Source organism: Streptomyces sp. NPDC044033 (assembly GCF_056434425.1).
Map to the genome: position 1 here is coordinate 188,051 of NZ_JBWKFF010000009.1, position 26,180 is coordinate 214,230.

24 protein-coding genes are annotated in these 26,180 nt (G+C 72.0%); 14 read left to right on the forward strand and 10 right to left on the reverse strand.

What is annotated here, in order from left to right; all coding sequences use genetic code 11:
* Positions 1–49 precede the first annotated feature (49 nt).
* The 4 genes from iolB to AC07AB_RS18385 all read left to right on the forward strand — a co-directional run bounded on the left by iolB (position 50) and on the right by AC07AB_RS18385 (position 5,817).
* Complete coding sequence (gene iolB / locus AC07AB_RS18370; protein WP_478567573.1) at positions 50–1,021, forward strand: 5-deoxy-glucuronate isomerase; 972 nt, start codon at positions 50–52, stop codon at positions 1,019–1,021.
* Positions 1,018–2,901 carry a 3D-(3,5/4)-trihydroxycyclohexane-1,2-dione acylhydrolase (decyclizing) gene (gene iolD, locus AC07AB_RS18375; protein WP_478567576.1) on the forward strand — a complete coding sequence of 628 codons (1,884 nt, stop codon included), beginning with the start codon at positions 1,018–1,020 and terminating at the stop codon, positions 2,899–2,901. Before iolB ends, iolD begins: the two co-directional genes overlap by 4 nt.
* 28 nt (positions 2,902–2,929) lie before the next feature.
* Positions 2,930–4,423, forward strand: a complete 1,494-nt coding sequence (locus AC07AB_RS18380) for a CoA-acylating methylmalonate-semialdehyde dehydrogenase (protein ID WP_478567579.1) — start codon at positions 2,930–2,932, stop codon at positions 4,421–4,423.
* 131 nt (positions 4,424–4,554) lie between these two features.
* Entirely contained in the window at positions 4,555–5,817 is a 1,263-nt protein-coding gene (locus AC07AB_RS18385) for a GNAT family N-acetyltransferase (RefSeq protein WP_478567582.1), read from the forward strand.
* 43 nt (positions 5,818–5,860) lie between these two features.
* Here the strand turns inward: AC07AB_RS18385 and AC07AB_RS18390 are convergent, their stop codons facing one another.
* Positions 5,861–6,865, reverse strand: coding sequence for a hypothetical protein (locus AC07AB_RS18390; protein WP_478567584.1), 1,005 nt, complete (start codon positions 6,863–6,865; stop codon positions 5,861–5,863).
* A gap of 25 nt (positions 6,866–6,890) precedes the next feature.
* A complete protein-coding gene (locus AC07AB_RS18395; RefSeq protein ID WP_478567587.1) occupies positions 6,891–7,373 on the reverse strand; it encodes a MarR family winged helix-turn-helix transcriptional regulator in 483 nt (160 codons plus the stop codon).
* A 105-nt stretch (positions 7,374–7,478) separates the two neighbouring features.
* Between AC07AB_RS18395 and AC07AB_RS18400 the strand changes: the two genes are divergently transcribed.
* Positions 7,479–7,835, forward strand: a complete 357-nt coding sequence (locus tag AC07AB_RS18400) for an antibiotic biosynthesis monooxygenase family protein (protein ID WP_478567590.1) — start codon at positions 7,479–7,481, stop codon at positions 7,833–7,835.
* Positions 7,836–7,964: 129 nt separating this feature from the next.
* Positions 7,965–8,948 carry a hypothetical protein gene (locus AC07AB_RS18405; RefSeq protein ID WP_478567593.1) on the forward strand — a complete coding sequence of 328 codons (984 nt, stop codon included), beginning with the start codon at positions 7,965–7,967 and terminating at the stop codon, positions 8,946–8,948.
* 73 nt (positions 8,949–9,021) lie between these two features.
* Here AC07AB_RS18405 and AC07AB_RS18410 read toward each other — a convergent pair whose 3' ends face one another.
* Positions 9,022–9,426, reverse strand: coding sequence for an ATP-binding protein (locus AC07AB_RS18410; RefSeq protein ID WP_478567596.1), 405 nt, complete (start codon positions 9,424–9,426; stop codon positions 9,022–9,024).
* A gap of 152 nt (positions 9,427–9,578) precedes the next feature.
* Here AC07AB_RS18410 and AC07AB_RS18415 point away from each other — a divergent pair, with 152 nt between their 5' ends.
* Both AC07AB_RS18415 and AC07AB_RS18420 read left to right on the forward strand, forming a co-directional pair.
* Complete coding sequence (locus AC07AB_RS18415; protein ID WP_478567599.1) at positions 9,579–10,121, forward strand: GntR family transcriptional regulator; 543 nt, start codon at positions 9,579–9,581, stop codon at positions 10,119–10,121.
* Positions 10,118–10,897 carry a GntR family transcriptional regulator gene (locus AC07AB_RS18420; RefSeq protein WP_478567602.1) on the forward strand — a complete coding sequence of 260 codons (780 nt, stop codon included), beginning with the start codon at positions 10,118–10,120 and terminating at the stop codon, positions 10,895–10,897. Before AC07AB_RS18415 ends, AC07AB_RS18420 begins: the two co-directional genes overlap by 4 nt.
* Positions 10,898–11,003: 106 nt before the next feature.
* On the opposite strand, the gene AC07AB_RS18425 is transcribed toward AC07AB_RS18420, so the two are convergent.
* Entirely contained in the window at positions 11,004–12,176 is a 1,173-nt protein-coding gene (locus tag AC07AB_RS18425) for a S53 family peptidase (RefSeq protein WP_478567879.1), read from the reverse strand.
* 334 nt (positions 12,177–12,510) lie between these two features.
* On the opposite strand from AC07AB_RS18425, the gene AC07AB_RS18430 reads away from it, so the two are divergent.
* The 3 genes from AC07AB_RS18430 to AC07AB_RS18440 all read left to right on the forward strand — a co-directional run bounded on the left by AC07AB_RS18430 (position 12,511) and on the right by AC07AB_RS18440 (position 16,207).
* A complete protein-coding gene (locus AC07AB_RS18430; RefSeq protein WP_478567605.1) occupies positions 12,511–13,359 on the forward strand; it encodes a TrmB family transcriptional regulator in 849 nt (282 codons plus the stop codon).
* 389 nt (positions 13,360–13,748) lie between these two features.
* Positions 13,749–15,848 carry an FUSC family protein gene (locus AC07AB_RS18435; protein ID WP_478567608.1) on the forward strand — a complete coding sequence of 700 codons (2,100 nt, stop codon included), beginning with the start codon at positions 13,749–13,751 and terminating at the stop codon, positions 15,846–15,848.
* A gap of 38 nt (positions 15,849–15,886) precedes the next feature.
* Complete coding sequence (locus AC07AB_RS18440; RefSeq protein ID WP_478567611.1) at positions 15,887–16,207, forward strand: DUF4288 domain-containing protein; 321 nt, start codon at positions 15,887–15,889, stop codon at positions 16,205–16,207.
* Here AC07AB_RS18440 and AC07AB_RS18445 read toward each other — a convergent pair.
* Complete coding sequence (locus AC07AB_RS18445; RefSeq protein ID WP_478567614.1) at positions 16,165–16,800, reverse strand: TetR/AcrR family transcriptional regulator; 636 nt, start codon at positions 16,798–16,800, stop codon at positions 16,165–16,167. The two genes, AC07AB_RS18440 and AC07AB_RS18445, sit on opposite strands and share 43 nt — an antisense overlap.
* 102 nt (positions 16,801–16,902) lie before the next feature.
* On the opposite strand from AC07AB_RS18445, the gene AC07AB_RS18450 reads away from it, so the two are divergent.
* The gene (locus tag AC07AB_RS18450) at positions 16,903–17,439 is read left to right on the forward strand and encodes a PH domain-containing protein (RefSeq protein ID WP_478567617.1); all 537 of its coding nucleotides are present in this window, start codon (positions 16,903–16,905) and stop codon (positions 17,437–17,439) included.
* The gene (locus AC07AB_RS18455; protein ID WP_478567620.1) at positions 17,436–18,977 is read left to right on the forward strand and encodes a PH domain-containing protein; all 1,542 of its coding nucleotides are present in this window, start codon (positions 17,436–17,438) and stop codon (positions 18,975–18,977) included. The genes AC07AB_RS18450 and AC07AB_RS18455 overlap by 4 nt, the downstream gene beginning before the upstream one ends.
* A 188-nt stretch (positions 18,978–19,165) precedes the next feature.
* Here AC07AB_RS18455 and AC07AB_RS18460 read toward each other — a convergent pair whose 3' ends face one another.
* Genes AC07AB_RS18460 through AC07AB_RS18470 form a run of 3 tightly spaced genes read right to left on the reverse strand, consistent with a single transcriptional unit; the run spans position 19,166 to position 22,690 of the window.
* Positions 19,166–19,909, reverse strand: coding sequence for a succinate dehydrogenase/fumarate reductase iron-sulfur subunit (locus AC07AB_RS18460; protein ID WP_478567623.1), 744 nt, complete (start codon positions 19,907–19,909; stop codon positions 19,166–19,168).
* Positions 19,906–21,927, reverse strand: a complete 2,022-nt coding sequence (locus AC07AB_RS18465; protein ID WP_478567626.1) for a fumarate reductase/succinate dehydrogenase flavoprotein subunit — start codon at positions 21,925–21,927, stop codon at positions 19,906–19,908. The genes AC07AB_RS18460 and AC07AB_RS18465 overlap by 4 nt, the downstream gene beginning before the upstream one ends.
* Before the next feature lies 1 nt (position 21,928).
* The gene (locus tag AC07AB_RS18470; RefSeq protein ID WP_478567629.1) at positions 21,929–22,690 is read right to left on the reverse strand and encodes a succinate dehydrogenase cytochrome b subunit; all 762 of its coding nucleotides are present in this window, start codon (positions 22,688–22,690) and stop codon (positions 21,929–21,931) included.
* Between the two features lie 94 nt (positions 22,691–22,784).
* Here AC07AB_RS18470 and AC07AB_RS18475 point away from each other — a divergent pair, with 94 nt between their 5' ends.
* Positions 22,785–23,672, forward strand: coding sequence for a LysR family transcriptional regulator (locus tag AC07AB_RS18475; protein ID WP_478567632.1), 888 nt, complete (start codon positions 22,785–22,787; stop codon positions 23,670–23,672).
* Positions 23,673–23,710: 38 nt separating this feature from the next.
* Here AC07AB_RS18475 and AC07AB_RS18480 read toward each other — a convergent pair whose 3' ends face one another.
* Together AC07AB_RS18480 and asnB are read right to left on the reverse strand one after the other, a co-directional pair.
* The gene (locus tag AC07AB_RS18480) at positions 23,711–24,223 is read right to left on the reverse strand and encodes a PH domain-containing protein (protein WP_478567635.1); all 513 of its coding nucleotides are present in this window, start codon (positions 24,221–24,223) and stop codon (positions 23,711–23,713) included.
* Positions 24,224–24,333: 110 nt separating this feature from the next.
* Positions 24,334–26,163, reverse strand: a complete 1,830-nt coding sequence (gene asnB / locus AC07AB_RS18485; protein ID WP_478567638.1) for an asparagine synthase (glutamine-hydrolyzing) — start codon at positions 26,161–26,163, stop codon at positions 24,334–24,336.
* Between the last annotated feature and the right edge of the window lie 17 nt (positions 26,164–26,180).

Sequence of the window (26,180 nt, forward strand, 5' to 3'; positions counted from 1 at the left end):
GCCCCGACGCCCGCTGTATCCCGCCGCCCCCTCGCAGGAGACTGAGCGCATGACCGCCACCCGCACCTTCCACCTCCCGGCGGGAACCGCCGCCGACGGCCCGTACACCCTCGACATCGACCCGAAGCGGGCCGGCTGGACCCACGCCGGCCTCCGCGTCCTCGACCTCCCGCCCGGCGGCTCGCACACCCTCGCCGCCGGCGACAGCGAATGGATCGTGCTGCCGCTGGCCGGGGCCTGCGCCGTCACCGCCGAGACCCTGACCTTCGAACTGCACGGCCGCGACAGCGTGTTCAGCGGTATCAGCGACTTCGCCTACGTGCCGCGCGACGCCGAGGCGCGGATCACCAGCGCCCGCGGCGGCCGCTTCGCCCTGACCGGCGCGCGCTGCGAGCGGCGGCTGCCGTTCCGCTATGGCCCCGCCTCCGGCGTCCCCATCGAGCTGCGCGGGGCCGGGAACTGCTCGCGCCAGGTCAACAACTTCGGCGCGGCGGACGTCTTCGACTGCGACCGGCTCATCGCCGTCGAGGTGTTCACGCCCGGCGGCAACTGGTCCTCCTACCCGCCGCACAAGCACGACGAGCACCGCCCCGGCGAGGAGTCCGAACTGGAGGAGATCTACTACTTCGAGATCGCCGAGGCGCACGGCGCCCAAGGCGTCGGCTACCAGCGCGTGACCCCCTCGGGCCCCGGCCGCACCACCGACGTGCTCGCCGAGGTCCGGAGCGGCGACGCCGTCGTCATCCCCGACGGCTGGCACGGCCCGTCCATCGCGGCCCCGGGCCACACGATGTACTACCTCAACGTCATGGCGGGCCCCGGCGACGAGCGCGCCTGGCTGATCCGCGACCACCCCGACCACGCGTGGCTCCGCGCCACCTGGCCCGAACAGCCCATGGACCCCCGGCTGCCGCTGTACGCCGCTCCGTCCGGAGCCGATTCGCCCGAGGCCGCGCCGCCCGGAACCGATCCCTCCGGAACTGACCTCTCCGGAACCGACCCCTCCGGAGCCGCCCGATGACCGGGCCCACGACACGGCGGCTCACCGTAGCCCAGGCCCTGGTGGAGTTCCTCGCCCACCAGTACACCGAGCGGGACGGCCGGCGCCACCGCCTCGTCAACGCCTGCTGGGGCATCTTCGGCCACGGCAACGTCGCGGGCCTCGGCCAGGCGCTCCTGGAGTCCGAGGGCGCCCTGCCCTACCTCCAGGGCCGCAACGAACAGGCCATGGTGCACGCCGCCGTCGGCTACGCCCGGCAGTGCGACCGGCTCTCCGCGCACGCCGTCACCACCTCCATCGGCCCCGGCGCCACCAACCTCGTCACCGGCGCGGCGCTCGCCACCGTCAACCGCCTCCCGGTGCTCCTGCTCCCCGGCGACGCCTTCGCCACCCGCCCCGCCGACCCCGTGCTCCAGCAGCTCGAAGTCCCCGGCGCCGGGGACGTATCGGTCAACGACGCGCTGCGGCCCGTCTCCCGCTACTTCGACCGCGTGCACCGCCCCGAGGCGCTGATCCCCGCCGCCCTCCAGGCCATGCGGGTGCTCGCCGACCCCGTCGAGACCGGCGCGGTCACCCTCGCCCTGCCGCAGGACGTACAGGCCGAGGCGTACGAGTGGCCCGAGGAGTTCTTCGCCGACCGGACCTGGTACGTGCCGCGCCCCGCCCCGGACGCCGGGGCGCTCGCCGAGGCCGCGCGCCTCGTACGGGCCTGCGAACGCCCCCTGATCGTCGCGGGCGGCGGCGTCCACCACAGCGAGGCCGAGGACGCGCTGCGCGCGCTCGCCGACGCCACCGGCATCCCCGTCGCCTCCACCCAGGCGGGCAAGGGCTCGCTTCGCCACGACCATCCCGCCGACATCGGCGGCATCGGCCACACCGGCACGGCCGTCGCCGACGAACTGGCCCGCACCGCCGACCTGGTGATCGGCGTCGGCACCCGCTACACCGACTTCACCACCGCCTCCGCGACGCTCTTCGCCGCCCCCGGCGTCCGCTTCGCCAACCTCAACATCGCCTCCTTCGACGCCCACAAGCTCGCCGCCCACTCGGTGGTCGCCGACGCCCGGACCGGCCTGGAAGCGCTCACGGCGGCGCTGGCGGGACACCGGGTGGCCGGCGCGTACGAGGCCGAGTACGCGGCGGGCAAGGCGCGGTGGGAGGGGCTGGTCGACCGCGCCTACGCCGCCCCCGACCCGGCGGCCCGACCCTCCCAGAGCCAGGTCATCGGCGCGCTCGACGCCGTCGTCGGCGACGAGGACATCGTGATCAACGCTGCGGGCTCGCTCCCCGGCGACCTCCACAAGCTGTGGCGCGCCCGCTCCCGCCGCCAGTACCACCTCGAATACGGCTACTCCTGCATGGGCTACGAGATCCCGGCCGCCATCGGCGTCCGCCTCGCCGCGCCCGACCGGCCCGTGTGGGCGCTGGTCGGCGACGGCACGTACCTGATGATGCCCACCGAGATCGTCACGGCCGTGCAGGAGAGCATCGCCATCAAGGTGGTGCTGATCCAGAACCACGGCTACGCCTCCATCGGCGGCCTCTCCGAGAGCGTCGGCGGCGAACGCTTCGGCACCGCCTACCGCTTCCGGGCCGCCGACGGTACGTACACCGGGGCGCCGCTGCCCGTCGACCTCGCCGCCAACGCGGCCTCGCTGGGCATGGACGTCATCCGCGTGAGCACCGTCGGCGAACTGCGCGAGGCCCTTACCGTCGCGCGCGCGGCGAAACACCCCACTTGTGTCTATGTGGAGACCGAAACGGCCGACACTGTGCCGGGCGCGCCCGGGGCACAGGCATGGTGGGATGTGCCCGTTGCCGAGACCGCGACCCGCCCGGCGGCCGTACAGGCCCGCGAGGTCTACGACCGGCAGGCCGCCGCCCGCCGTCGTCAGCTGTGATCCACCTCCGTAGGAAAGGTTCCGCCCCATGAAGACCGTCAACCACTGGATCGGCGGCAAGCCCGCCGAGGGCGTGTCAGGCAACTACGGCCCGGTCTACAACCCCGCGACCGGCGCACAGGGCACCCGGGTCGCGCTCGCCTCCGCCGACGAGGTCGACGCCGCCGTCGCGGCCGCCAAGGAGGCGTACCGGACCTGGGGCACCAGCTCGCTCGCCACGCGCACCGCGATCCTCTTCACGTTCCGCGAGCTGGTCGCCGCCCACCGCGACGAGATCGCCGAGCTGATCACCGCCGAGCACGGCAAGGTGCACGCGGACGCGCTCGGCGAGGTCGCCCGCGGCCTGGAGGTCATCGAGCTGGCCTGCGCCCTGCCGCTCCAGCTCAAGGGCGAGCTGTCCACGCAGGTCTCCACCCGCGTGGACGTCGCGGCCATCCGCCAGTCGCTGGGCGTCGTGGCGGGCATCACGCCGTTCAACTTCCCGTCCATGGTGCCGATGTGGATGTTCCCCATCGCCATCGCCTGCGGCAACACCTTCGTGCTCAAGCCGAGCGAGAAGGTGCCCTCCTCGGCGTACAAGCTCGCCGAGCTGGCCGCCGAGGCCGGGCTCCCGGACGGCGTGCTGAACATCGTCAACGGCGACAAGGTGGCCGTCGACCGGCTGCTGGAGCACCCCGACATCGCCGCCGTCAGCTTCGTGGGCTCCACCCCCATCGCCCGCCACATCCACACCACCGGAACCGCCAACGGCAAGCGCGTCCAGGCGCTCGGCGGCGCCAAGAACCACATGCTGGTGCTCCCCGACGCCGACCTCGAACTGGCCGCGGACGCCGCGATCAACGCCGCCTACGGCTCGGCCGGCGAGCGCTGCATGGCCGTCTCCGTGGTCGTCGCCGTCGGCGGCACCGGAGACCCGCTGATCGAGAAGATCACCGCGCGCGCCGCCGGCCTGACCATCGGCCCCGGCGACGACCCCGCCTCCGAGATGGGCCCGCTGATCACCAAGGCCCACCGCGACAAGGTCGCCTCCTACGTCACGGGCGCCGCCGCCCAGGGCGCGGAGGTCGTCCTCGACGGCACCGGCTTCACCGTCGAGGGCTACGAGGACGGCCACTGGATCGGGGTCTCCCTGCTCGACAAGGTCACCGCGGAGATGGACGCCTACCGCGACGAGATCTTCGGCCCGGTGCTGTGCGTGGTCCGCACGGACACGTACGAGGAGGCCATCGAGCTGATCAACTCCTCCCGCTGGGGCAACGGAACGGCCATCTTCACCCGCGACGGCGGCGCGGCCCGGCGCTTCCAGCTGGAGGTCGAGGCGGGCATGGTCGGCGTCAACGTGCCGATCCCGGTGCCGGTGGGCTACCACTCCTTCGGCGGCTGGAAGGAGTCGCTCTTCGGCGACCACCACATCTACGGCAACGACGGCGTGCACTTCTACACCCGCGGCAAGGTCGTCACCACCCGCTGGCCGGACCCCGCCGACGGCGGCATCAACCTGGGCTTCCCCAGCAACCACTGACCCGGGCGACCACCCGCGCCCGGCACGAGGCCCCCGTCGGTCGTCGCCGACGGGGGCCTCGCCCCCTCCGTACGCTCGTGCGCCGACAAAATGCCTTGCCACCCCGGTCGCGGCCGAGCACGATCGGTCATGTGCGCCCTGTTTACGCCAGTCCGCCCGTCGCCCCCACCGCCCTGCGGTACGGCGAGATCCCCGAAGCCCACCTCGACCGGGCACTCGACCACGTCGCCCTGGTCTTCCACGAAACCTACGACGAGGACGAGCGCGCCCGCCACCGCACCTTCCTGGCGCGCTGCGAGCGCGTCGGCGCGTACGACGGCGACCAGCTCGTGGGGCTGCTCGCCGCCCACCCCCTCCAGCTCTCCATACCCGGTGGTCAACTCCCGTGCGCGGGGCTGACGTTCGTCTCCGTCGCGCCGACCCACCGTCGGCGCGGCGTGCTCACCGGCCTGATCGAGGAGGTGTGGCGGCGGTGCGCCGCGGCCGGTTGGCCGCTCGCCTCGCTGTGGGCCTCCGAGGCCGCGATCTACGGCCGCTTCGGCTTCGGCCCCGGCACGCAGCTCCAGACGGTCGAGATCGACTCGGCCCGCCCGCTCGACCTCCGCGTCGCCCCCGACCCGCGCCCGCTGCGGATCGTCCCCACCGCCGACGCGCCCGCCCTCATCGGCCCCCTCTACGAGGCCAACCGCGCCGAGCGCGCGGGCCGCCTCGCCCGCGACGCGTACTGGTGGCGCGAGATCGTCCTCGTCGAGGAGGACGAGGACGACGAGGCGATCGGCCCGCCGCGGGTCGTCGTACTCGGCGAGGGCCGCCCCGCCGGCTACGCCGTCTACCGCGTCCGCGACAGCGGCGGCGGCGCGCCCGACGTCGTCCAGCTCGCCGAACTGGAGGCGGAGACGGCCGCCGTGGCGGCCGCGCTGTGGAAGTACCTCGCCGACATCGACCTGACCTGCAAGGTACGGGCCGGGGGCCGCCCCGCCGACGACCTGCTGCCGCTGATCTCCGGCGACCGCGACCAGGTCCGCGTCGTCGGGGAGTCCCCAGGGTTCTGGATCCGGCTCGTGGACGTACGGGCCGCCCTGACCGCCCGCTCCTGGGCCGCCCCCGCCGACCTCGTACTCGACGTGCGCGACGCGGCGCTCCCCGCCAACGAGGGCCGCTTCCGGCTGACGACGGACGCCAAGACCTGCACGTACGAGCCGGTCACCGATCCCGCCGTGCGGGCCGACCTCTCCCTGGACGTCCGGGAACTCTCCGCCTGTTACCTGGGCGGCGCCCAGCTCGTCCATCTGCTGCGCGCCGGCCTGGTTACGGAGCACACACCGGGCGCGGCGCGCGTGCTGGACGACGCGTTGCGGACGGAGTATCTGCCGTTCACCACTGATGGGTTCTGAGCCCGTGAACGACGCAACCGCACCGAGCCGTTCTTGAGTCTCTTCAGCCGGAGAAATCGAACGCGGTGCCCAGCCCCCGCTCGTCCGCCCACGCGCGTATCCACGCCAGGATCGGAACGTCCCACTGGTAGGGCGAGGCGAGTTCGAACACGATGGTCTCCGTGTCGGAGCCGCGGGCGGGGGCTTCGCCGGTGATCACGTCCGCCAGTTCCAGCGCGCCGGCGGGGGCCGGCGGGGGCGGGTCGCTGATGAACCCGCTGGCGAAGCCGAAGCCGACCAGTTCGGGGCGGTGCGCCGTGGGCACGGCGAGGCGGGCGCCGCGTTCGAGCAGGTTGCCGCCGGCGCCGGTCATGCTGACCAGCAGCGCGCCCGGCCGCACGGACTCGGGGTCCGGCACCGCGGCCTCGCCGTAGGAGTAGCGGCCCGCCGCCGCGATGACATCGGCTCCGGCCACCGCCTCGTCGATGTCGGCCGACACCGACACGCGGACGTCGCCGCCGAGCCGGGCGCGCAGGTCCGCGCCGAACGCCGCCCGGCTCTCGGGCGTCGGGCTCCATACCCTGAGGTGCCGCAGGCCCGGCAGCACGCGGCGGATGGTGCGTACGTGGCTTCGGGCCTGTGCCCCGCTGCCGAGCACCGTCAGTGTGGTGGCGTCGGCGGGAGCGAGGTGGCGTACGCCGACAGCGGCGGGGACCGAGGTGCGCAACACGTTGAAGTCGTCCAGCGCGATCATGCTGTCGACGGCGCCGGTGGTGCCGTCCACCTGGATTCCGAGCCATGCGTTGGGGCGCTCCCCCTTCACTCTGTTGGGGAAGAGCCGCAGGGTCGCGGGGCCGCTCGCCAGCGAGACGAACTGCGCGGCCAGTTCGTCGCCGTTGGCCAGGTCCAGGCCCGTGAAGATGGTCTGGGCACGGCCCTCGGAAGCGGATTGGGCGGTCGTTTCCTCGACGGCGGCGATAGCGCCGTCGAGCGCGTCATCGTCGGCGGTGAGCGGGCTCAGGTCTGAACGGCTCAGCAGCAGCGGCATGGTGGTGCCTTTCTCGGCCATATGGATATGCGGAGGTGCGGTGTGCTCACCGTCGAGGCTCCGGGGCCGGTGCGGCCCCCGGCTGGGACGCGGTGGGGGTCCCCGTCAGCAGGTCGGTGCAGGTGCGCAGCCATGCGCCGATGGCGGGTGCGTCCGCTCCCGCCGCGTCGCGCAGGAGGCTCTCGAACTCCTCCACCGTCGCCGCCGCCCGGTCGAGCCGGCTGCGGCCGCTGTCGGTCAGCGTCGTGCCGCGGGTCCGCGACTGCGGGGTGCGGTCCGCGCGCTCGATGTAACCGGCCCTGGCGAGCGTGTCGAGGATCTTGAGCATGGTGGGCGCGGCGACGGCCGAGCGGCGGGCGAGTTCGGAGTTGGAGACGCCGGGGTGACTCTCCAGGAGGCCGAGCACCAGGTACTGCGGCGTCGTCAGGCCGGTCTGGGCGAGGGCCGCGTCCATCCGGGATCGGATGGTCTGCTGCAACGTCTTGAGGGCGAAGCCCAGGGATTCTTCCGGGTCTACGTGGGAGGCCATGGTGATTAGTGTACTAACTTTGATTCGCTTACTAAGTCAGGTTAGTGTGCTAACTAAGTGCGGGCCCCCCGCGTCCAGCACCAAGAACTCAGGAGAGCGAACCTCATGACCAGCCCCGCAACGACCATCTCTGTCACCACCGGTACGCCCCAGATCACCCTGGTGAACGTGTTCACCGTCGCTCCCGAAAGCCAGGAGGCCGTGGCGGAGGCGCTCGGCGAGGCCACGCGAGCGATCTTCTCGACGGTCCCCGGCTTCGTCTCGGCCAACCTGCACGTCAGCCTGGACGGCACCCGCGTCGTCAACTACGCCCAGTGGGCCGACGAAGCGAGCTACGCGGCGGCTCTCCAGCGCCCGGACGTCCGCGAGCACGTGCAGCACGCGGCGGGTCTCGCGCTGGGGTTCGACCAGACCGTGGCGAAGGTCCGGTCCGTGCATCACGCCGGTACGGCCGGTTCCTGAACGACGCCGTCGACCACGTCGGGCGGCCGCCCGCGAAGTCACCCGTCCCCGACGGACCCCGATGGAACCTGACGGAACTCGGTGGACCCCGATGGAACTCGCTGGAACCCGATGGAACAAGGACACCTCATGGGCACCGTTACCGAAAACATCGCGGTCGTCTGCTCCGACGGCCCCTCCCGCACGGTCGAGCGCGACGAACACCTGCTCCTCTCGCCGCCGCACCCCAGCCCCTTGCCGATGAAGCTCTGGCGGGACCACGCGCCCCTCAGCGTGGTCCACTTCCCGGTGGAGTACGAGGAGATGCCGTTCGCCCCGCCGCGAGGCATCTACGAGAGCGAACAGATCCGCGTCGAGTGGCAGACGATGGACAACCGGCAGCCCTTCTACCACCGCAACTGCGATGTCGACGAGCTCTCCTACCAGATCGCGGGCGAACGCACCCTGATGACCGAACTGGGCGTCGTCGAGCACCGGGCGGGGGAGTTCTCCCGGCTGCCGCGCGGCGTCGCCCACGACAACTACGGGCGCCGGGAGAGCCACTTGCTCTTCTACGTGCCCGCTCCCGTCCAGGAGGCACGCCCCGCCGACCGGCTGTCCGAAGCCGTCTTCCCGCCCTTCCCCGGCTGGCGGGCGGGAAAGGTCAACGAGGCGGTCACCCAGTGCATGGGCGCCCCCGGCCATGACATCGCCGTCGCACCCGTGGACGAACTACTGCTGCTGCGACAGGTGCACAGGAGCGAAGAACGCCTCCAAGTCCTCACCGGCACCCCCGAGCCCGGCCCGACCTGGCTCTACCGCTCCGCCGGTTTCCGCCTGGGTACCGTACGGACGCGGCCCGGGCGCACGCGGACGTACCAGCGCACGCTCGACGCCGACGAGATCCAGTACCAGATCAGCGGCCGCCGAACCCTGATCAGCCAGCGAGGCATCATCGAACTCGGCCCGGGCGACTGCGTCCGCATCCCGCTCGGCATCGCCCACGCCAGTGTCTGCGACGAGGAGAGCCGGCACATCACCCTCTTCTCCGACCGCGAACTCCCACAAATTGCCGAGACAACCCGCACGGCCGATCCGTACACCCCGGAGCGCCTGGCCGCGCTCGAAGCTTGAGGTGATCGACGGGCGCGAAGCGCGGCGAACCTGCCGAAGCGGGCGTCGCGCTGCGCGCGTTCGAAGGCCCCATTCAATGAGCCTCACTTTCGGTGGGGCCGATCTTGAAGACCAGCCAAACGGACTTGCCAGGTGCGTGCGGCGTGACGCCGAATCCGTCGCTCAGGGCCTGCATCAGACGAATCCCCCTGCCTCCGCACTCATCGGCTCCACCGCGCCTCATCTCCACACGTCCGCCCCCGCTGTCACGCACCTCGATGCGCAGCAGTGAATCGTCGATGACAAGTTGCAGACTGAACTCGCGCCCGGGCGGAACGCCATGCAGCAGGGCGTTGGTGGCGAGTTCGGAGACGCAGAGCCGCACTTCCTCCCGCCGGTCGGAGATGCCCCACTCGGTGAGTGTTTCGAGGGCGAAGTCGCGTGCGGCACCTACCGAGACGCGTGATCGAGGGAAACGTCGTTGCCGTGACAGGGGCACGGTGAACCACCGCCTTGATCCTGGGCTGTACGATCCCCGGCAACGTATCGCTATTCGCGAAAAGCGGCAAGGTTTGGTCAGGGCGGTCACTGTAAGCGAGTCGCTTATCGTGTAAAGCAGCAAGGCCGAAGCCAACCCCGCAGGAGGACGCCGTGAGCGACAGCGTGTGGGTCAGCACCTCGATGCCGTACGTGACGCCACGGCGGCAGGGGCAGCCCGACGCCTGGGGCGAGGAGGCCGCCGCCCGAGGAGGCAAGGGCGGCCAGCGCATCACGCACGCCGGTGAAGTGCCGGCGTCGGAGGAAGTGGCCGACCTCCTCGGCGTGGCTGCCGGAGAGGCGGTTGTCGAACGCCGCCGCGTCATTCAAATCGACGGAGCGCCCTGTGAGCTGACGGACACCTACTATCCGGCGGGCGTCGCTCGCGGTACGCGGCTCGCCGAGAAAGGGAAGATCCCCGGCGGGGCCGTGACCCTTCTCGCCGAGCTCGGGCACACCGGTGTACGAGTCCGCGAGGATGTCACCGCGCGCATGCCCACCTCGGCGGAGCGCGAAGCCCTGCGTCTGGGTCCGGACGAGCCGGTGCTCCGGCTGAGCAGGGTCACGCTGGACAGCGACGACCGGCCGATCCAGGCCGACTTGATGGTGATGCCGGCTCACCGGCAACGGCTGCGCTACGAGATGGGGATCGGATGACCATGCCCACCGACACCGGCTTTCCCGACCGGCGCTCGCTGCACGAGCGGATCGCTTCCGATCTCCGGGACGAGATCATGTGCGGCGACCTGCCTCCTGGAGCGAAGCTGCCCTCCACGACCCAGCTCAAGGCGAGGTTCGACGCGTCCAACGCCACCATCCAGAAGGCGTTGCAGCTTCTGAAGGACGAGCAGCTCGTCATCGGGCGCGCCGGAGCGGCCGTCACCGTCCGCGAACACCGGCAACGGACCATGCGTCCCGCCTCCTATATGGCTCCAGCGGGTGCGGGGGAGGCATACCGCTGGCTCACCGAGGCCGCGAAACACGGTGCGCGGGCGGCGCGCAGCACGCTGCTGGATGTGACGGAGATCCAGCCTCCCGCCGATGTCGCGGACGTCCTGAATCTCGCCGATGGCGAGACAGCTCTGCTGCGGCACCAGCTCCTCTCCATCGACGACGAACCGGTCGAACTGGTCAACTGCTACTACCCGTTGGGCTTGGCCCGGGGCACGGCCATCATGGAGAAGCGCCGGATCAAGGGTGGCACGCCGGTACTGCTCGCCGGGCTCGGTTTCCCGCCGCGTCTGAGCGTGGACCGGGTCTCCGCGAGGATTCCCACCCAAGAGCAGTACCGGGCCCTCAAACTTCCGGGCGGGCTGCCTGTGCTCCGTACCCTGCGTGTCGTCTACAGCGACGAGGATCGGCCCATCGAAGCCACGGTCATGGTGAAAGCCGGCCACCTCTACGAGCTGCAATACGAGTTCACGGCGGATTGACCGCCCGTACGCGCCCGTAGGGCGTCGGCATACGGAGACGGGCCCGGACCGATCGGCATCGGTCCGGGCCCGTCGGCGTGCTCAGGAGGCTATTTCCTGAAGAAGGTCACTTCTTGAAGGCCGCCGTGCCGTTCGGGGTGCCGAGGCCGGTCGGGCCGTCGTAGCCGGCGCCCGCCTTGCACAGGTAGGCGGGCTTGCAGCTGCCGTTGGCGCCGCTGGTCACGTCGTTGAGCGACTTGGCGTGGGCGTAGGCGTACGAGGCCGGGGTGTCGCCCGAGCCCGGGGCGCCCGCGAGGGCGTAGACCGAGGCGATGATCGGGGCGGAGGCGCTGGTGCCGCCGAAGACGTTCCAGCCGCTGGCCTGGTAGCTGTTGTAGACGGCGACGCCGGTGGCCGGGTCGGCGACCGCGGAGACGTCGGCGACGGCCCGCTTGGCGCAGCCGTCGTCCTTCTGCCACGACGGCTTCGTGTCGTACTTCGAGCAGCCGGAGCCCGCGCCCTGACCGCCGGCCGAGGAGCCCCAGGCGGACTCGGACCAGCCGCGCGAGCCGCCGCCGCTGTGCTTGAGCGAGGTGCCGCCGACGGCGGTCACGTACTGCGAGGACGCCGGGTACTCGACGCCGTAGCCGCTGTCACCGGAGCTGACGGTGATGGCGACGCCGGGGTGCTTGAAGTACTTGGTGTCGGAGGCCGGGTCGGTCGAGTCCTCGCCGCCGCCGTAGCTGTTGGAGACGTACTTGGCGCCCATCTTGACCGCCTGGTTCACCGCCGTGCCCAGGTCGTCCATGCTCGCGCTCTTGGCCTCGACCAGCAGGATGTGGCAGGAGGGGCAGGTGGCGCTGACCATGTCGACGTCGAGGGATATCTCGCCGGCCCAGCCGGCGTCGGGGGCCGGGTACTTCTTGCCGCCGTCCTGGTCGACCTTCTTGAAGCAGCCGTTGGCGGTGGTGCAGGCGGGCAGCCCGTACTGCTTGCGGTACGTGGCCAGGTCGGACTCGGCCCTGGGGTCGTCCTGGGCGTCGATGATCGCCACCGTCGCGCCGGAACCGCCCGACTTGGGCAGGTTGTACGCGCCGCGCAGGTCGCTCGGTCCGAAGCCGGACGGGGCGGCGTGCTTGCCGAGGGCGCGGGGCTCCTTGACGTCGGTGCGGGCGACGGCGTTGCACGCCATGTCGCCGGGGTGCGCGGGCTCCGCGCAGAGCCGGTGCGTGTGCACGGTGGAGGCCGCGTCCTGCGGCGCGCTCGCGGGCGCGGCGGTGGACGGGGTGGCGGCGACCATGCCGCCGGTGATCAGGGCCGCTGCCGACAGCAGGGCCGGCGCACCGCGGCGCACCAGTGCTCTCACGCGGTTGTCTCGCTTCGCTTGCAATGAACTGCCCTCCGTGGGGGTGGGGGTGTCCGATGGGCAGCCATGGCGCGGAATGTCAAGAGCATGACAACCCGAAATCCTTCGCCGCCCTGCGGATCCTTGGTTGGCGCACGTTCACTGGGGGTGCCACCCCGGTCAGTGGTGGCTCCCGTCGAAAATAGTGAAAACTTGTCCCAAGGGGCTACCGGACTATGGCAAAGCCTTTCCCTCCCGAGGCAACGTTCGGCATATACCTTTTCCTCTCATGGAGTTGGACGAGGGATCGGTCGGCGACCTGGTCGCGCTCGGGCTGGCACGGTACGAGGCGCGGGTCTACCTCGCCCTGGTCGCGCGCGAGTCGTACACCGCGGCGGAGGTCGCCCGCGAGGCGGACGTACCGCGCCAGCGGGTCTACGACGTGCTGGACGCGCTGGTCCGGCGGCGGCTCGCCAGTACGCGTCCGGGGCGGGTGGCGACGTTCTCGGCCGTCACGCCGGAGCTGGCCCTGACCCGGCTGATGGCGGTTCAGCGCGAGTCCCTGGACCGGCTGGAGCGGGTCTCGGAGGGGCTGGCCGCGGCGCTGCAGCCGATCTGGTCGGACGGGCGCACCCGCACCGACCCGCTCGACTACATCGAGGTGCTCCGCGACCCGAAGGCCATAGCCGAACGGTTCGCGGACATCCAGCGCCAGGCCCGCCGCGAACTCCTCAGCTTCTGCCGCCCGCCGCTCCTCGCCTCCGCCGAGAACGCCGAGGGCGTCAAGGCGGTCCGGCGGCTGCGCCGGGCGGGCGGCACCGTGCGCGCCGTCTACACCACCGGCGCCCTGGCCGACGCCGCCGTGCTGGCGAACGTCCGGAGCTTCGCCGAGGCCGGGGAGGAGGCGCGGTTCGCCGCCGAGCTGCCGCTGAAGCTGATCGTCGCCGACGGCTCGCTGGTGCTCTGCGACATGCCCGACCCGGTGGCTGGTGCCGCCTCCTCCACCACGCTCTACATCGAGCACCCGGCGCTGGCGGGGTGTCTGCGCCTCGCCTTCCAGGCGGTGTGGGAGTCGGCCGCGACGGCGAGCGACGCCGGTGTCCGGGAAGGCGGCCCGGCCGGCTCGGCCTCTGTGTGACGGAGACGCAGGTGACGAGGGCACAGGTGACGGGGGCCCAGATGACGGGACCCAGGCGGCGGTGGCACAGGTGGCGGGACCCAGATGCCGGGGGCCCAGGCTCCGGGACCCAGATGCCGGAGACGCAGGCGCCGGAGACGCGGGGGGCGATGCGCGTAACCGGGACGCGAAGCCACGCGCGTACGCGTAGTCGATACGCGAAGCGACGCGCGCAATTTGGACGTGAGGCGGCCTGTCGCAATCGACGCACGAAGCGGCGCGCGTAACCGAGATGCGAAGTGACGCACGCGACCGAGACGCGAAGTGCCCCGCATAAGTGAGACGTGAGCGACCCGTGAGACGGACGTGATAATTCCGTTTGCCCTGGACCGGGGCCGTATTCTCGGATCATGACCTGGTCCAGCGCACTGAAGGAGACGGCCCGCAGCGGGCTCACCATCGAACGGACCAGGCTGGAGCCCCTCGTCGCCATCCGCGGCGCCTGCGGCGTCGCGATCGTCATCGGGGGCGCCCTGTGGTTCGCCTCCCCGACGCTCGCCGTCTCCTCCGCCTTCGGCGCGTTCTCGGCCGGCATCGCCACCTTCCAGCGCAGTTGGCGACCGCGCCCCGTGCTGGCCCTCGCGGTCGCGGCCGGGCTCGCGATCAGCACCTTCCTCGGCTATCTGGTCGCCGCGCACCCCGTGGCGTTCGCCGTGCTGCTCGCCGTGTGGACGCTGCTGGCCGGCATGGCGTGGGCGGTCGGCCCGGTGTCCGGGCTGGTCGCCTCCCAGATGGTCGCGGTCATGTTGGTCACCGTCACGCTGCCGACCTCGCTGCTCGGCGCACTCCAGCACGCGGCCGTGATCGCCTGCGGCGGCCTGGTCCAGGCGGCGCTCATCGTGCTGTTCCCGATAAGACCCTGGGGCATCCAGCGCGACGCGCTCGCCGACGCGCTGGCCGCCGAGGCCGACTACGCGCGTCGGCTCCGCCACGACCCGATCGCCCCCTTCGACCCGCAGCCGCTGATGGACGCGCGCAGCGCCGCGGCCGTGACACCGCGTCAGGCCAAGCGGCGACCCCATCAGTTGAGCGGCTACCGCGGGCTGGCCGAGCGCGTCCGGCCGGTGCTGGCCTCGCTCGCCGACCCGGTGGTGGGCGCGCCCTCCGAGGGGCCCGAACGCGACCGGGCCCGCGATCTGCTGGGCGCCGCCGGGACCGTACTGGACGCGGTCGCGCACGCGATCCGCTGGGGCAAGCCGCTGCGGCTGCCGGCCGAGGCGATGGCCGTCCTGGAGGTGCCCGAGTCCGGGCCGGTGCTGCACGGCGCGGCCCGCCGCAGCGCGCTGCGGCTCATCGCCCTCCTCGGCGACGTGGTGGACTCCACCGACGGCCCGGTCGAGGTCGCCGCCCCCGCGGGCGCGGAAGGCGGGCGGCGGCATCTGCGGCGCACGACGATGACCGGGTTCGTGCCGGTCGCGCTGCGGGCGCTGCGCCGCGAGGCCCGCTGGACCTCGCCCGTCGCCCGGCACGCGGTACGGGTCTCGGCCGTCGCCTCCGTCGGCTATGTCGTGGGCCACAGCCTGCCCCTGGGGCACGGCTACTGGGCGCCGATGGCCTCCGTCATGGTGATGCGACCCGACTTCGCCCAGACCTACTCGCGGGGCGTCTCGCGCTTCATGGGCACGCTGGTGGGCGTGCTGCTCGGCGGCGCGGTGATGGCGCTCGTCCACCCCGGCATGTACGTGTGCGCGGTGTTCGCCGTGCTCTGCGTGACCCTCCAGTACCTGCTGCTGCGCACCGGCTACATCGTGCTGTCGGCGTGCATCAGCGCCTACGTCGTCTTCCTGCTCGGCATCGCGGGCACCGAGTGGTCGCAGACCGTCCTCTCGCGCGTGGCGCTGACCCTGCTCGGGGGCGTGCTCGCGCTGATCGCGTACGCGCTCTTCCCGGCCTGGGAGACGCCGAAGCTGCGCGACCGGCTCGCCGAGTGGCTGGAGTCGAGCGGCCGTTACAGCGTCGCCGTGCTCAGCCTCTTCGCCGAGCCCGCCGCCCGCCCGCCGCGCCGCGTGCGGGAGGCGCTGCTCGACACCCGGGCGGCGCGCTCCGCCTGGGAGCAGGCCGCGGGCCGGGCCCAGAAGGAGCCCGTACGGCACCGGGGGCTCTCGCGCTCCGCCGAGCGCTCGGCGGAGACCGCGCTGACCACCATGGGCCGGGTGACGATGCTGATGGAGGCGCACCTCCCGGACAAGGACGCCGAACCGAACGAGGACGCGGCGGAGTTCGTCGAGGCGCTGCACGGCGCGCTGCCGGACGCCGTCGCGGCCGTACGGGAGCGCCGGGAACTGGACTGGTCGCAGCCGCACGACGTGCTCGCCAAGTGGCGGGCGCGGGTGGGCGACGAGGGCGTCGCCGTGCGCGGCGCCGAGCTTTTGATGGACGCGCTGGACGAACTGGCGCGGGCCCTGACCCGCGGTCCGGGCGGCCGTAATCGTGCGGCGCGCAGAACGTGAGGGGTGCTCGCGCGCCGCGTGCGTGAGACGCTCACGCCATGTACGTGGCGATCATATTGATGGAGTCGGCCGCCGAAAGCCCCGGTCGCCGGCCGCTGTACCGGGAGGACGTCGTGCTCATCCACGCCCCGGACGAGGCGACGGCGCGGCGGCGCGCCGAGGAGCGCGGGCGCGGCGCCGAGGCCGCCTTCCTCAACGAGCGCGGCGAGATGATCTGCTGGCGGCTGCGGGCGGTCGTCGATGTCAGCGCGGTGCTGGACGAGGACCTGAGCCACGACGCCGATCTGTACGCCCGGCACTTCCGGGACATCGACGCCTACGAACGCTTCGAACCGCTGCTGCGCGGCGAGGAGTTGTAGGAGAAGAGGCCCGCCAGGTGCCGGTCGACCAGCCGCAGCGCCTCGGCGGGGGAGTACACGTCCAGCAGGGCGAAGCTCGTGAGGCCGTCGGTCAGCGCGATCAGCAGCATGGCCTCGTCCTCCGGGTCGCGTTCGGGGGAGACCTCGCCGCGCTCGACGGCCTGGCGCACCTGGGCGGCGAAGAAGGCCCGTAGGGCGGGGACGCCCTCCTGGGCGTGGCGGCGCATCCGCTCGTCGTGCACGGCCCGCGCGAAGTAGGCGACCTGTACGAGGTTGCCGGCGCGGCTCTCGTCGTCCAGGGGCAGCATCTCCAGCAGGCAGTGGCGCAGGATGTCGCGCGGCGCGGGGGCGCCGGGCAGTGCCTGGACGCGCTCGCGGATGCGCTGCTCGCCGAGGCCGCTGATGTAGTCGAGTGCGAAGACGAACATCTCGTCCTTGCTGGTGAAGTAGTGCTGGAGCCGGCCCAGTGAGATGCCGGCCTCGGCGGCGATGTCGCGCAGGCTCGCGCCGTCGAGCCCGCGTGTGGCGGCGATCCGCCACAGGGCCTCGGAGATCTGCCGCCGCCGTTCGTCGTGGTCCACCCGCTTGGGCATGCGCCTGCCGTCCTCTCGCCGCACTTCACTTTCGCAAGTCGATCGTATTGCTATAGCTTGGCGGCAACACAATACGATCGACTTGAAAAGATTACGGGGACGATGATGGCAGCGACGACACCACCACACCGCCCACAGGCCGTACTCCGGTCGCCCCGCCACCGCGTCGACCCGCGCGCCCGCCGCTGGTGGACCGTACAGGCGCTGCTCACCATCAGCGGGCCGCTGCTGCTCGTGGCCGCCGCCCTGCTCGTCCTGGCGCTGCTCTTCTTCCCCGGCGCGCTGCCCTGGCTCGGCCCCCTCCTGCTGATCGCCCTCGTCGCGCCCGCCCTCGGCTATCTGTGGGCCATGCCGCGGTGGCGCTACCGGGTGCACGCCTGGGAGCTGGGGGAACTGGCCGTGTACGCGTCCGCCGGCTGGTACTGGCGTAAGCGGCGCATTGCCCCGCTCTCGCGCGTACAGACCGTCGACACCGTACGCGGCCCCCTCCAGCAGCTGTTCGGGCTCGCCACGGTCACCGTGACCACCGCCTCCACGGCGGGCGACGTGCGGATAGCCGGGCTACGGGCCTCCGACGCCGAAGCGCTGGCGGACCGCATCAGCGACGCCGCCCAGCTCGTACCGGGGGACGCGGCGTGAACGCGGACCGCGCCCCCTGGCGCACCCTCGACCCCCGTACCCTCGCCGTGCACTGCTCCTGGCTCGGCGCGCCGCTCGGCTCCCTCGCCCTCACCGCGCTGGCCACCGGCGGCCGCCTCGATGTCCGCGCCTGGATCACGCTCGGCGCCATCGCGGCCGTCTTCACCGTCGTCACCGCGGCCGGCCTCGTCACCTACCGCCGCACCCGCTACCGCGTCACCGCCGACTCCCTCGAACTGCGCACCGGCCTGTTCACCCGGCGGCAGCGCGCCATCCCGCTGCACCGCGTCCGCAACGTCGACCTCACGGCCAACCCCGTGCAGCGGCTCTTCGGCGTGACCGTGCTGCGGGCCGGCACCGCCGGGTCGGGCGGCGGCCGCGGTGAACTGCGCCTGGAGGCGCTCTCCCGCCCCGCCGCCGAGCGGCTGCGCGCCGAACTGCTGGCCCGCGCCGGTACGGACCGCCACGCCGACCCCGTGCTGGCCACCTTCGACCCGCGCCGCCTGCGGTTCGCACCGCTGACCTTCTGGGTGTTCGGCGGGGTCTTCGCCGCGGCCGGCGCCGCCTACCGGGTGCTGCACCAAGTGGGTCTGGAACCCTGGAAGTTCGGCTTCGTGCGCCGTGCCTTCGAGGACTTCGGCAACAGCGCCCTGTGGCTCACCGTCCCGCTCGCACTGCTCGCCGTCGCGGCGGTGGGCAGCGTGGGCGCCGTCGTGCTCTGCGTCGAGAACTGGTGGAACTACCGCCTGGAATGGACCGACTCCGCCACCCTCGGCGTCCGCCGCGGCCTGCTGACCACCCGCGCCGTCTCCATCGAACGCGCCCGGCTGCGCGGCGTCGTGCTCCGCGAGCCGCTGCTCCTGCGCGCGGGCGGCGGCGCGACCGTACGAGCCGTGGCGAGCGGCCTCGGCGACCGCGACGAGAACCGCGGACGCAGCGCGGTCCTCCCGCCGGCGACCCGCGCGGAGGCGCTGCGGGTGTGCGCGGGGATGCTGCCCGGGCCCGTGCCCGACATGGCGCCGGAGGGACGCGAACTGACCCCGCACCCGCGCCCGGCCCTGCGGCGGCGTACGGTCCGGGGCGCCGTCGGCGTGGTACTGCCCGTAACCCTCGCGTCGGCCGTACTGGGCGCGCTGCTCACGCCCGTACTGCTGTACTGCGCGGTGGGCTTCGCCCTGGTGGCCGTCCCGGTCGTCCGGTGGCTGGCGCGTGACGCCTATCGCGCGCTGGGGCACGCGATCAGCGGCCGATGGCTGGTCATCCGCTCCGGCACCTTCAGCCGCGACACCGTGGTCCTGGACCGGGACGCCGTCCTGGCCTGGACGTTCACCGACACCCCGTTCTCCCGCCGCGCGGGCGTCGTCACCGCGACGGCGGCCGTGGCGGCGGGCGAGGACGGCTACCGCGTCCGCGACATGTCCGCCGGGGAGGCGGCGGGGTTCGCGGACGCGGCGACGCCGGGGATTGTCGGGGAGTTCCTGGCGGCGGGGATGGTGTCCCACCGGGCTCGGCAGGGGACGCGGAGAACAGCGCTATGAGCCACGTCCGGCCGGTCCGCCCGACCAACCGGGTAAGGCCCGGCCAATTCAGCCCGTCCGGCGTTTGAGGACCGGGGTCCGGGGCGGAGCCCCGGCACAGCCCCGCACCCGGTACGGGCCCGGCCCCGGTAACAGACCCGCCCCCGACACGGACCCGGCATCGGCATAGCCCGGTCGCAGACCGACCGTCACCGCCCCCGGATCGTCGCCCGCAGATACTCCCGGTTCATCGCCGCGATGGACGGCAACGGAATCCCCTTCGGGCAGGCGGTGGCGCACTCGCCGGTGTTGGTGCAGCCGCCGAACCCCTCCGCGTCCATCGCCTCCACCATGTCCAGCACCCGCGACTCGCGCTCCGGCGCGCCCTGCGGCAGCACATTGAGATGGTTGACCTTCGCGGCGGTGAAGAGCATCGCCGACCCGTTGGGGCAGGCCGCCACACACGCCCCGCACCCGATGCACTCGGCGTGCTCGAAGGCGAAGTCGGCGTCGGCCTTCGGCACCGGTGTGGCGTGCGCCTCCGGCGCGGCGCCCGTCGGCACCGAGACATAGCCTCCGGCCTGGATCACCCGGTCGAAGGCGGAACGGTCCACGACCAGGTCCCGTACGACCGGGAAGGCGGCCGCCCGCCACGGCTCGATGTCGATGGTGTCGCCGTCCCGGAAGGACCGCATGTGCAGCTGGCAGGTCGTGGTCCGCTCCGGACCGTGGGCATCGCCGTTGATGACCAGGCTGCACGCGCCGCAGATGCCCTCGCGGCAGTCGTGGTCGAAGGCCACGGGGTCCTCGCCGCCCAGGATCAGCTCCTCGTTGAGGGTGTCGAGCATCTCCAGGAACGACATGTCGGCGGAGATGCCGTCGACCTCGTAGGTGGCCATGGCGCCGGGGGCCTCGGGGGTGCGCTGGCGCCAGACGCGCAGGGTGAGCTTCATGCGTAGCTCCGCTGAGTGGGGTGGACGTACTCGAAGACGAGGTCTTCCTTGTGCAGGACGGGGGCGGTGCCGGTGCCGCTGAACTCCCAGGCCGCCGCGTACGAGAAAGCGTCGTCCCGCCGGGCGGCCTCGCCGTCGGGGGTCTGCGACTCCTCGCGGAAGTGGCCGCCGCAGGACTCGGCGCGGTGCAGCGCGTCCAGGCACATCAGCTCGGCGAGTTCGAAGTAGTCGACGATCCGGTTGGCCTTCTCCAGCGACTGGTTGAACTCCTCGCCGGTGCCCGGCACCTTGATGCGCCGCCAGAACTCCTCCCGGAGCCGCGGGATCGCGTCGAGCGCCTTGCGCAGCCCCTCCTCCGTACGGGCCATGCCGCAGAACTCCCACATGATCTCGCCGAGTTCGCGGTGGAAGGAGTCGGGGGTGCGGTCGCCGTCGACGGCCAGCAGGAGGTTGAGCCGGTCCTCGGTGTCGGCGACCGCCTCCTGGACGGCGGGGTGCTCGGCGTTCACGGCGTCCTCGTCGGCGCGGTGCGGATTGCGGGCGAGGTAGTCGTTGATGGTGGACGGCAGCACGAAGTAGCCGTCGGCCAGGCCCTGCATCAGGGCGGAGGCGCCGAGCCGGTTGGCGCCGTGGTCGGAGAAGTTGGCCTCGCCGACCGCGAAGAGGCCGGGCACGGTGGTCTGGAGGTCGTAGTCGACCCAGAGCCCGCCCATCGTGTAGTGCACGGCGGGGTAGATCCGCATGGGTACTTCGTACGGGTTCTCGGCGGTGATCCGCTCGTACATGTCGAAGAGGTTGCCGTACTTCTCCTCGACCGCGGCCCGGCCCAGCCGCGCGATGGCGTCCGCGAAGTCGAGGTAGACGCCCTGCCCGCCGGGGCCGACGCCGCGCCCCTCGTCGCAGACGTTCTTGGCGGCCCGGGAGGCGATGTCGCGCGGCACGAGGTTGCCGAAGGCGGGGTAGATCCGCTCCAGGTAGTAGTCGCGCTCGTCCTCGGGGATCCGGGCGGCCGGGCGGGTGTCGCCCTTGGCCTTGGGCACCCAGATACGGCCGTCGTTGCGCAGCGACTCGCTCATCAACGTCAGCTTGGACTGGTGGTCGCCGGTGCGCGGGATGCAGGTGGGGTGGATCTGCGTGAAGCAGGGGTTGGCGAAGTACGCGCCGCGCCGGTGGGCCCGCCAGACGGCGGTGGCGTTGGAGTTCATGGCGTTGGTCGACAGGTAGAAGACGTTGCCGTAGCCGCCGGTCGCGAGCACCACGGCGTCCGCGAAGTAGGTGTCGATACGGCCCGTGACCAGGTCCCGGGCGACGATGCCGCGCGCCCGGCCGGCCACCACGATCAGGTCCAGCATCTCGGTGCGCGGGTGCAGCTCCACGGCGCCCGCGCCGATCTGCCGGCTGAGCGCCTGGTACGCGCCGAGCAGCAGCTGCTGCCCGGTCTGGCCGCGCGCGTAGAACGTCCGCGAGACCTGGACGCCGCCGAAGGAGCGGGTGTCGAGCAGCCCGCCGTACTCGCGGGCGAACGGCACGCCCTGCGCCACGCACTGGTCGATGATCTCGACCGAGACCTGGGCGAGGCGGCGGACGTTGGACTCGCGGGCCCGGAAGTCGCCGCCCTTGACGGTGTCGTAGAAGAGGCGGTGGATGGAGTCGCCGTCGTTGCGGTAGTTCTTGGCGGCGTTGATGCCGCCCTGGGCGGCGATGGAGTGGGCGCGGCGCGGCGAGTCCTGGTAGCAGAACTGGACGACGTGGTAGCCCTGTTCGGCCAGGGTCGCCCCGGCCGCGCCGCCGGCGAGCCCGGTGCCCACGACGATGACGGTGTGCTTGCGGCGGTTGGCGGGGTTGACGAGCTTGGCTTCGAAGCGGCGGCGGTCCCAGCGGTCGGCGATCGGCCCGTCCGGCGCCTTGGTGTCGGCTACGGGCGCGCCGAGGGCGTACTCGGTGTAGGGCGTGAAGCCGGTGCCATCGGCGATGCCTGTGCTGTCGGGGCTGTCGGGGCTGTTGGTGTTGTCGGGCATGTCAGCTCACGACTCCCGTCATGACGGCCACGGGAACGGCGATGAACCCGCAGGTGAGGAGTGCGGCCAGGCCGTTGGCCAGAACCTTGAACAGGCGGTCGCGGCGGGCGCTGCCCGCGCCGAGCGTCTGGGCGGCGCTCCAGAAGCCGTGCCGGATGTGCAGGCCGAGGGCGAGCATCGCGACGATGTAGATGACGCCGCTGTACCAGGTGCGGAAGGACGCCACGACGTTCTCGTACGGGTGGCCGGCTTCGGCGCGCGGGTTGACGGTCAGCGTCGTCAGGTCGAGCAGGTGCCAGACGATGAACAGGCCGAGGATGACGCCGCCCCAGCGCATCGTGCGGGTCGCGTAACTGGCGCGCCGCCGCTTGCGCTCGTACTTCGCGGGGCGGGCGGCGAGGTCGCGGCGGCTGAGCTGGTACGCGGCCACGGCGTGCAGCACGACGGCCGCCACCAGGGCGACGCGGGCGACCCACAGGAACCACTCGTAGTGCAGGGCGGGTTCGCCCAGGGTGCGCAGCCAGTGCGCGTACCCGTTGAAGTCCCCGGAGCCGAAGAAGATCTTGAGGTTGCCCAGCATGTGGGCGACCAGGTACAGCAGCATGACCAAGCCGGAGACCGCCATCACGGCCTTCTTGCCGATGGTCGAGCGCCATACGGAGCCGACGAGGGACGCCTTTCGGGGCCCCCGTTTCTTGAGGGGCCCCCGCTTCTTGAGGGGCGGCCGTTGATCACTTCGATCCGGCCGAGTCGCCAGTGCCATGGAAGCCGACGCTACGGAGCTGTCTCCGATCCGTCCAAGACATGCTGATGCTCGTTTCCATAGCCATTGCCTATCGTCGCCTTATGCTGGGCCCATGCAGCTCCACCAGCTCCGCTACTTCGCCGCCGTGGCCGAGACGCGCCACTTCACCCACGCGGCGGAACGGCTGCACGTGGCCCAGCCGTCGCTGTCGCAGCAGATCCGCGCGCTGGAGCGGGAGCTGGGCGCGGATCTCTTCCACCGCGCCCGCGGCAACATCACCCTCACCGACGCGGGCGAGGCGCTGCTGCCGCTGGCCCGCCAGATCCTCGCCGACGCCGAGACCGCCCACCGCGAGGTGCAGGAGGTCGCCCAGCTGCGGCGCGGCCGGGTGCGCCTCGGCGCCCCGCCGAGCCTGTGCGCGAGCCTGGTGCCGGACGTGCTGCGCGCGTACCACGCCCGCTACCCCGGCATCGAACTCCTCGTCGACGAGGGCGGTTCGCAGGACCTCGTACGCACCCTGGCCGCCGGCGAACTCGATCTCGCCCTCATCATCACGCCGCTCGCGGGCAGCGCCCCCGCCCTGGCCACCACCGAGCTGCTCCGCGAGGACCTGGTGGTCGTCTCCTCCTACGTGTCCCCGGTCCCGGCCCCTTCCCCGCTGCGCGTGGCGGATCTCCAGGGTCGCCCCATGGTCATCTTCCGCCGCGGCTACGACCTGCGCGAATTCACCATCGCGGCGTGCCGCGCCGCGGGCTTCGAGCCGGCGTTCACCGTGGAGGGCGGCGAGATGGACGCGGTACTCGGCTTCGTACGCGCCGGGCTCGGACTCGCCGTGGTCCCCGGCATGGTGGCCGCCCGCTCGGGCCTGCGCATCACCCCCTTCGACGCCGACCAGGACATGCGCCGCACCATCGCGGTGGCCCACCGCAAGGACGTCGCGCCACCGCGCTCGGCCCGTGAGCTGCGGCACGTACTGCTGGAGCACCTGCGAGGGGAGTGACGGGGCGCGACCGCCGCGCGCCACGGCTGCCCGGTCCGCTACGGGCGGGCCGCCGTCGCCGCCTTCCAGTGGCGGATGAGCTCGCCCTTGGCCGACTCCAGGGCGGAGTCGAACTCGGCGCCCACGGGCGCGGGCAGGCAGAAGGTCTCGCCGCCCCTCAGCGTCAGCCGGATGCGGTACAGGGGGATGCCGCGGCGCCAGGGGACTCCGTCGTTCTGCACGTCGGCGGAGATGTTCTCGATGTCGTGCCAGGCGACGAACCGGCGCCGCAGCGGGGTGCTGGTCCGGATGCCGTCGGCCCGCAGGCGGGTCCGCCCGGCGGCGAAGTTGTAGCCCATGAGTGCGGGGACCGTGATGATCAGTCCGATGAGGAGCAGCACGGCGACCTGGTTCCGTCCGCTGCCGAGCGGCCGCTCGGCGACGTGCTCGCCGAGGGCGTCCCAGCCGAGGACGAAGGTGACCCAGCAGAAGGAGAACACGCCCGCGGCGGAGGCGACGGCGGCGCACCACTGCCACCAGCGGGAGATGGGACGGTATTCGATCGTTTGCACGCTTTTACCTTACGTGCATCGGCGTCCGCTTCCCGTGCCCGGAGCGCGGGCGGCCCGGCCCCCGGCGCGTACGCCGGGGAGCCGGACCGCCAACCGCCGTCAGGCGTAGCTCAGTTCAGCTTGATCTGCGGCTTGTGCAGGTCGAACCAGGTGGCCACGTCCAGTGCGCGCTCCATGCGGGTGCGCTCCTGGGAGGTGATCGTCGCCTTGTCGGTGGTCGCCGCCGCGCGGACCTGGCCCTGATCGAACAGGTCCAGGGCCGGGTGGCGGGAGGCGAGGAGGTCCATGGTCTGGGACTGGATGGCGGCGACGTAGCGGGGGTCGAAGCTGCCGGGGTAGCCGCTCTTCTTGCGCTGGACGACGGACTCCGGCAGCAGATCGCGGGTGGCCTCGCGCAGGATGCTCTTCTCGCGGCCGTCGAACGTCTTCAGCGACCACGGGGTGTTGAAGACGTACTGGACGAGGCGGTGGTCGCAGAACGGCACCCGGACCTCCAGCCCGACCGCCATGCTCATCCGGTCCTTGCGGTCCAGCAGCGTCTGCACCATGCGCGTCAGGTGCAGATAGCAGACCTGTCGCATCCGCTTCTCGTGGCCGCTCTCGCCGTCCTTGAGCGGGGCCTCGGCGACCGCCGAGGAGTAGCTGTCGCTCAGGTAGGTCTGCAGGCCGAGACTGCCGGTGAGTTCGCCGGAGAGCGCGCCCGAGAGGTCGAGTACCGAGCCCTTGGCCATCCACGGGAAGGCGTCCGCCTTCGCGCGCTCGTCGTGGAACCACGGGTAGCCGCCGAACACCTCGTCCGCCGACTCGCCCGACAGCGCCACCGTGGACTGCTCGCGGATCGCCGCGAACAGCAGGTAGAGGGAGTTGTCGCGGTCGCCGAGCCCGACCGGCAGGTCGCGGGCGCCGACGGCGGCCCGCCGTACGGCGGGGTCGGCCAGCGCCATGCCGTCCAGCACGATGTCGCTGTGGTCGCAGTCGATGTGCTCCTTGACGGCGTGCACGAACGGGGTGTCCTGCGTCGGCGCGATGTCCTCGGCGCGGAAGTGCTCGGCCTGGTCGGGGAAGTCGACGGCGAAGCTGCGTACGGTCTCGCCCTGCGCGCCGAGCTGCTGGGCGGCCAGCGCGGTCATCGCGGAGGAGTCGAGGCCGCCGGAGAGCAGGGAGCAGCGCGGCACGTCGGCCACCAGCTGCCGGGCGATGATGTCCTCCAGCAGCTCGCGCACGTGCGCGACGGTGGCCTCCTGGCTGTCGGTGTGCTCGGTGGCCTCCAGCTTCCAGTAGGCGCGCTCCCGCAGCCCGTTGCGGTCGAGTACGGCCAGGTGGCCGGGGCGCAGTTCGCGCATCCCGTCCCAGATGGCGAAGCCGGGGGTCTTGGTGAAGGAGAAGATCTCCCGCAGCCCGTCCGCGCCGACCACGGGGGCGGCCAGCGGGTTGGCGAGGATGGCCTTGGGCTCGGAGCCGAACAGGACGCCGTCATCGGTCTCGTAGAAGTAGAAGGGCTTGATGCCCATCCGGTCGCGGATCATGACGAGCTTCTCGGTCCGCGGGTCCCAGATGGCGAAGGCGTACATGCCGTTGAGCTTGTCGGCCAGCTCTTCGCCCCACTCCAGGTAGCCGCGGAGCACGACCTCGGTGTCGGAGTCGGTCTCGAACCGGTGGCCGCGCCGGCGCAACTCCTCGCGCAGCTCGACGTAGTTGTACGCCTCGCCGGAGTACACCATCGCGACCGTGCCGTTCTCGGTTCGCGCTTCCATGGGCTGCGCGCCGCCCGGGAGGTCGATGACGGCGAGCCGGCGGTGGCCGAGAGCGGCGCGCGGGGTGACCCAGGAGCCCTGGGCGTCGGGTCCCCGGCAGGACATCGTCTCGGTCATGGCGTCTACGGACTCCTGATGGGCCGTCAGATCACGTCGGTAGGAGATCCAGCCAGTGATGCCACACACAACGATCAACTTCTTTC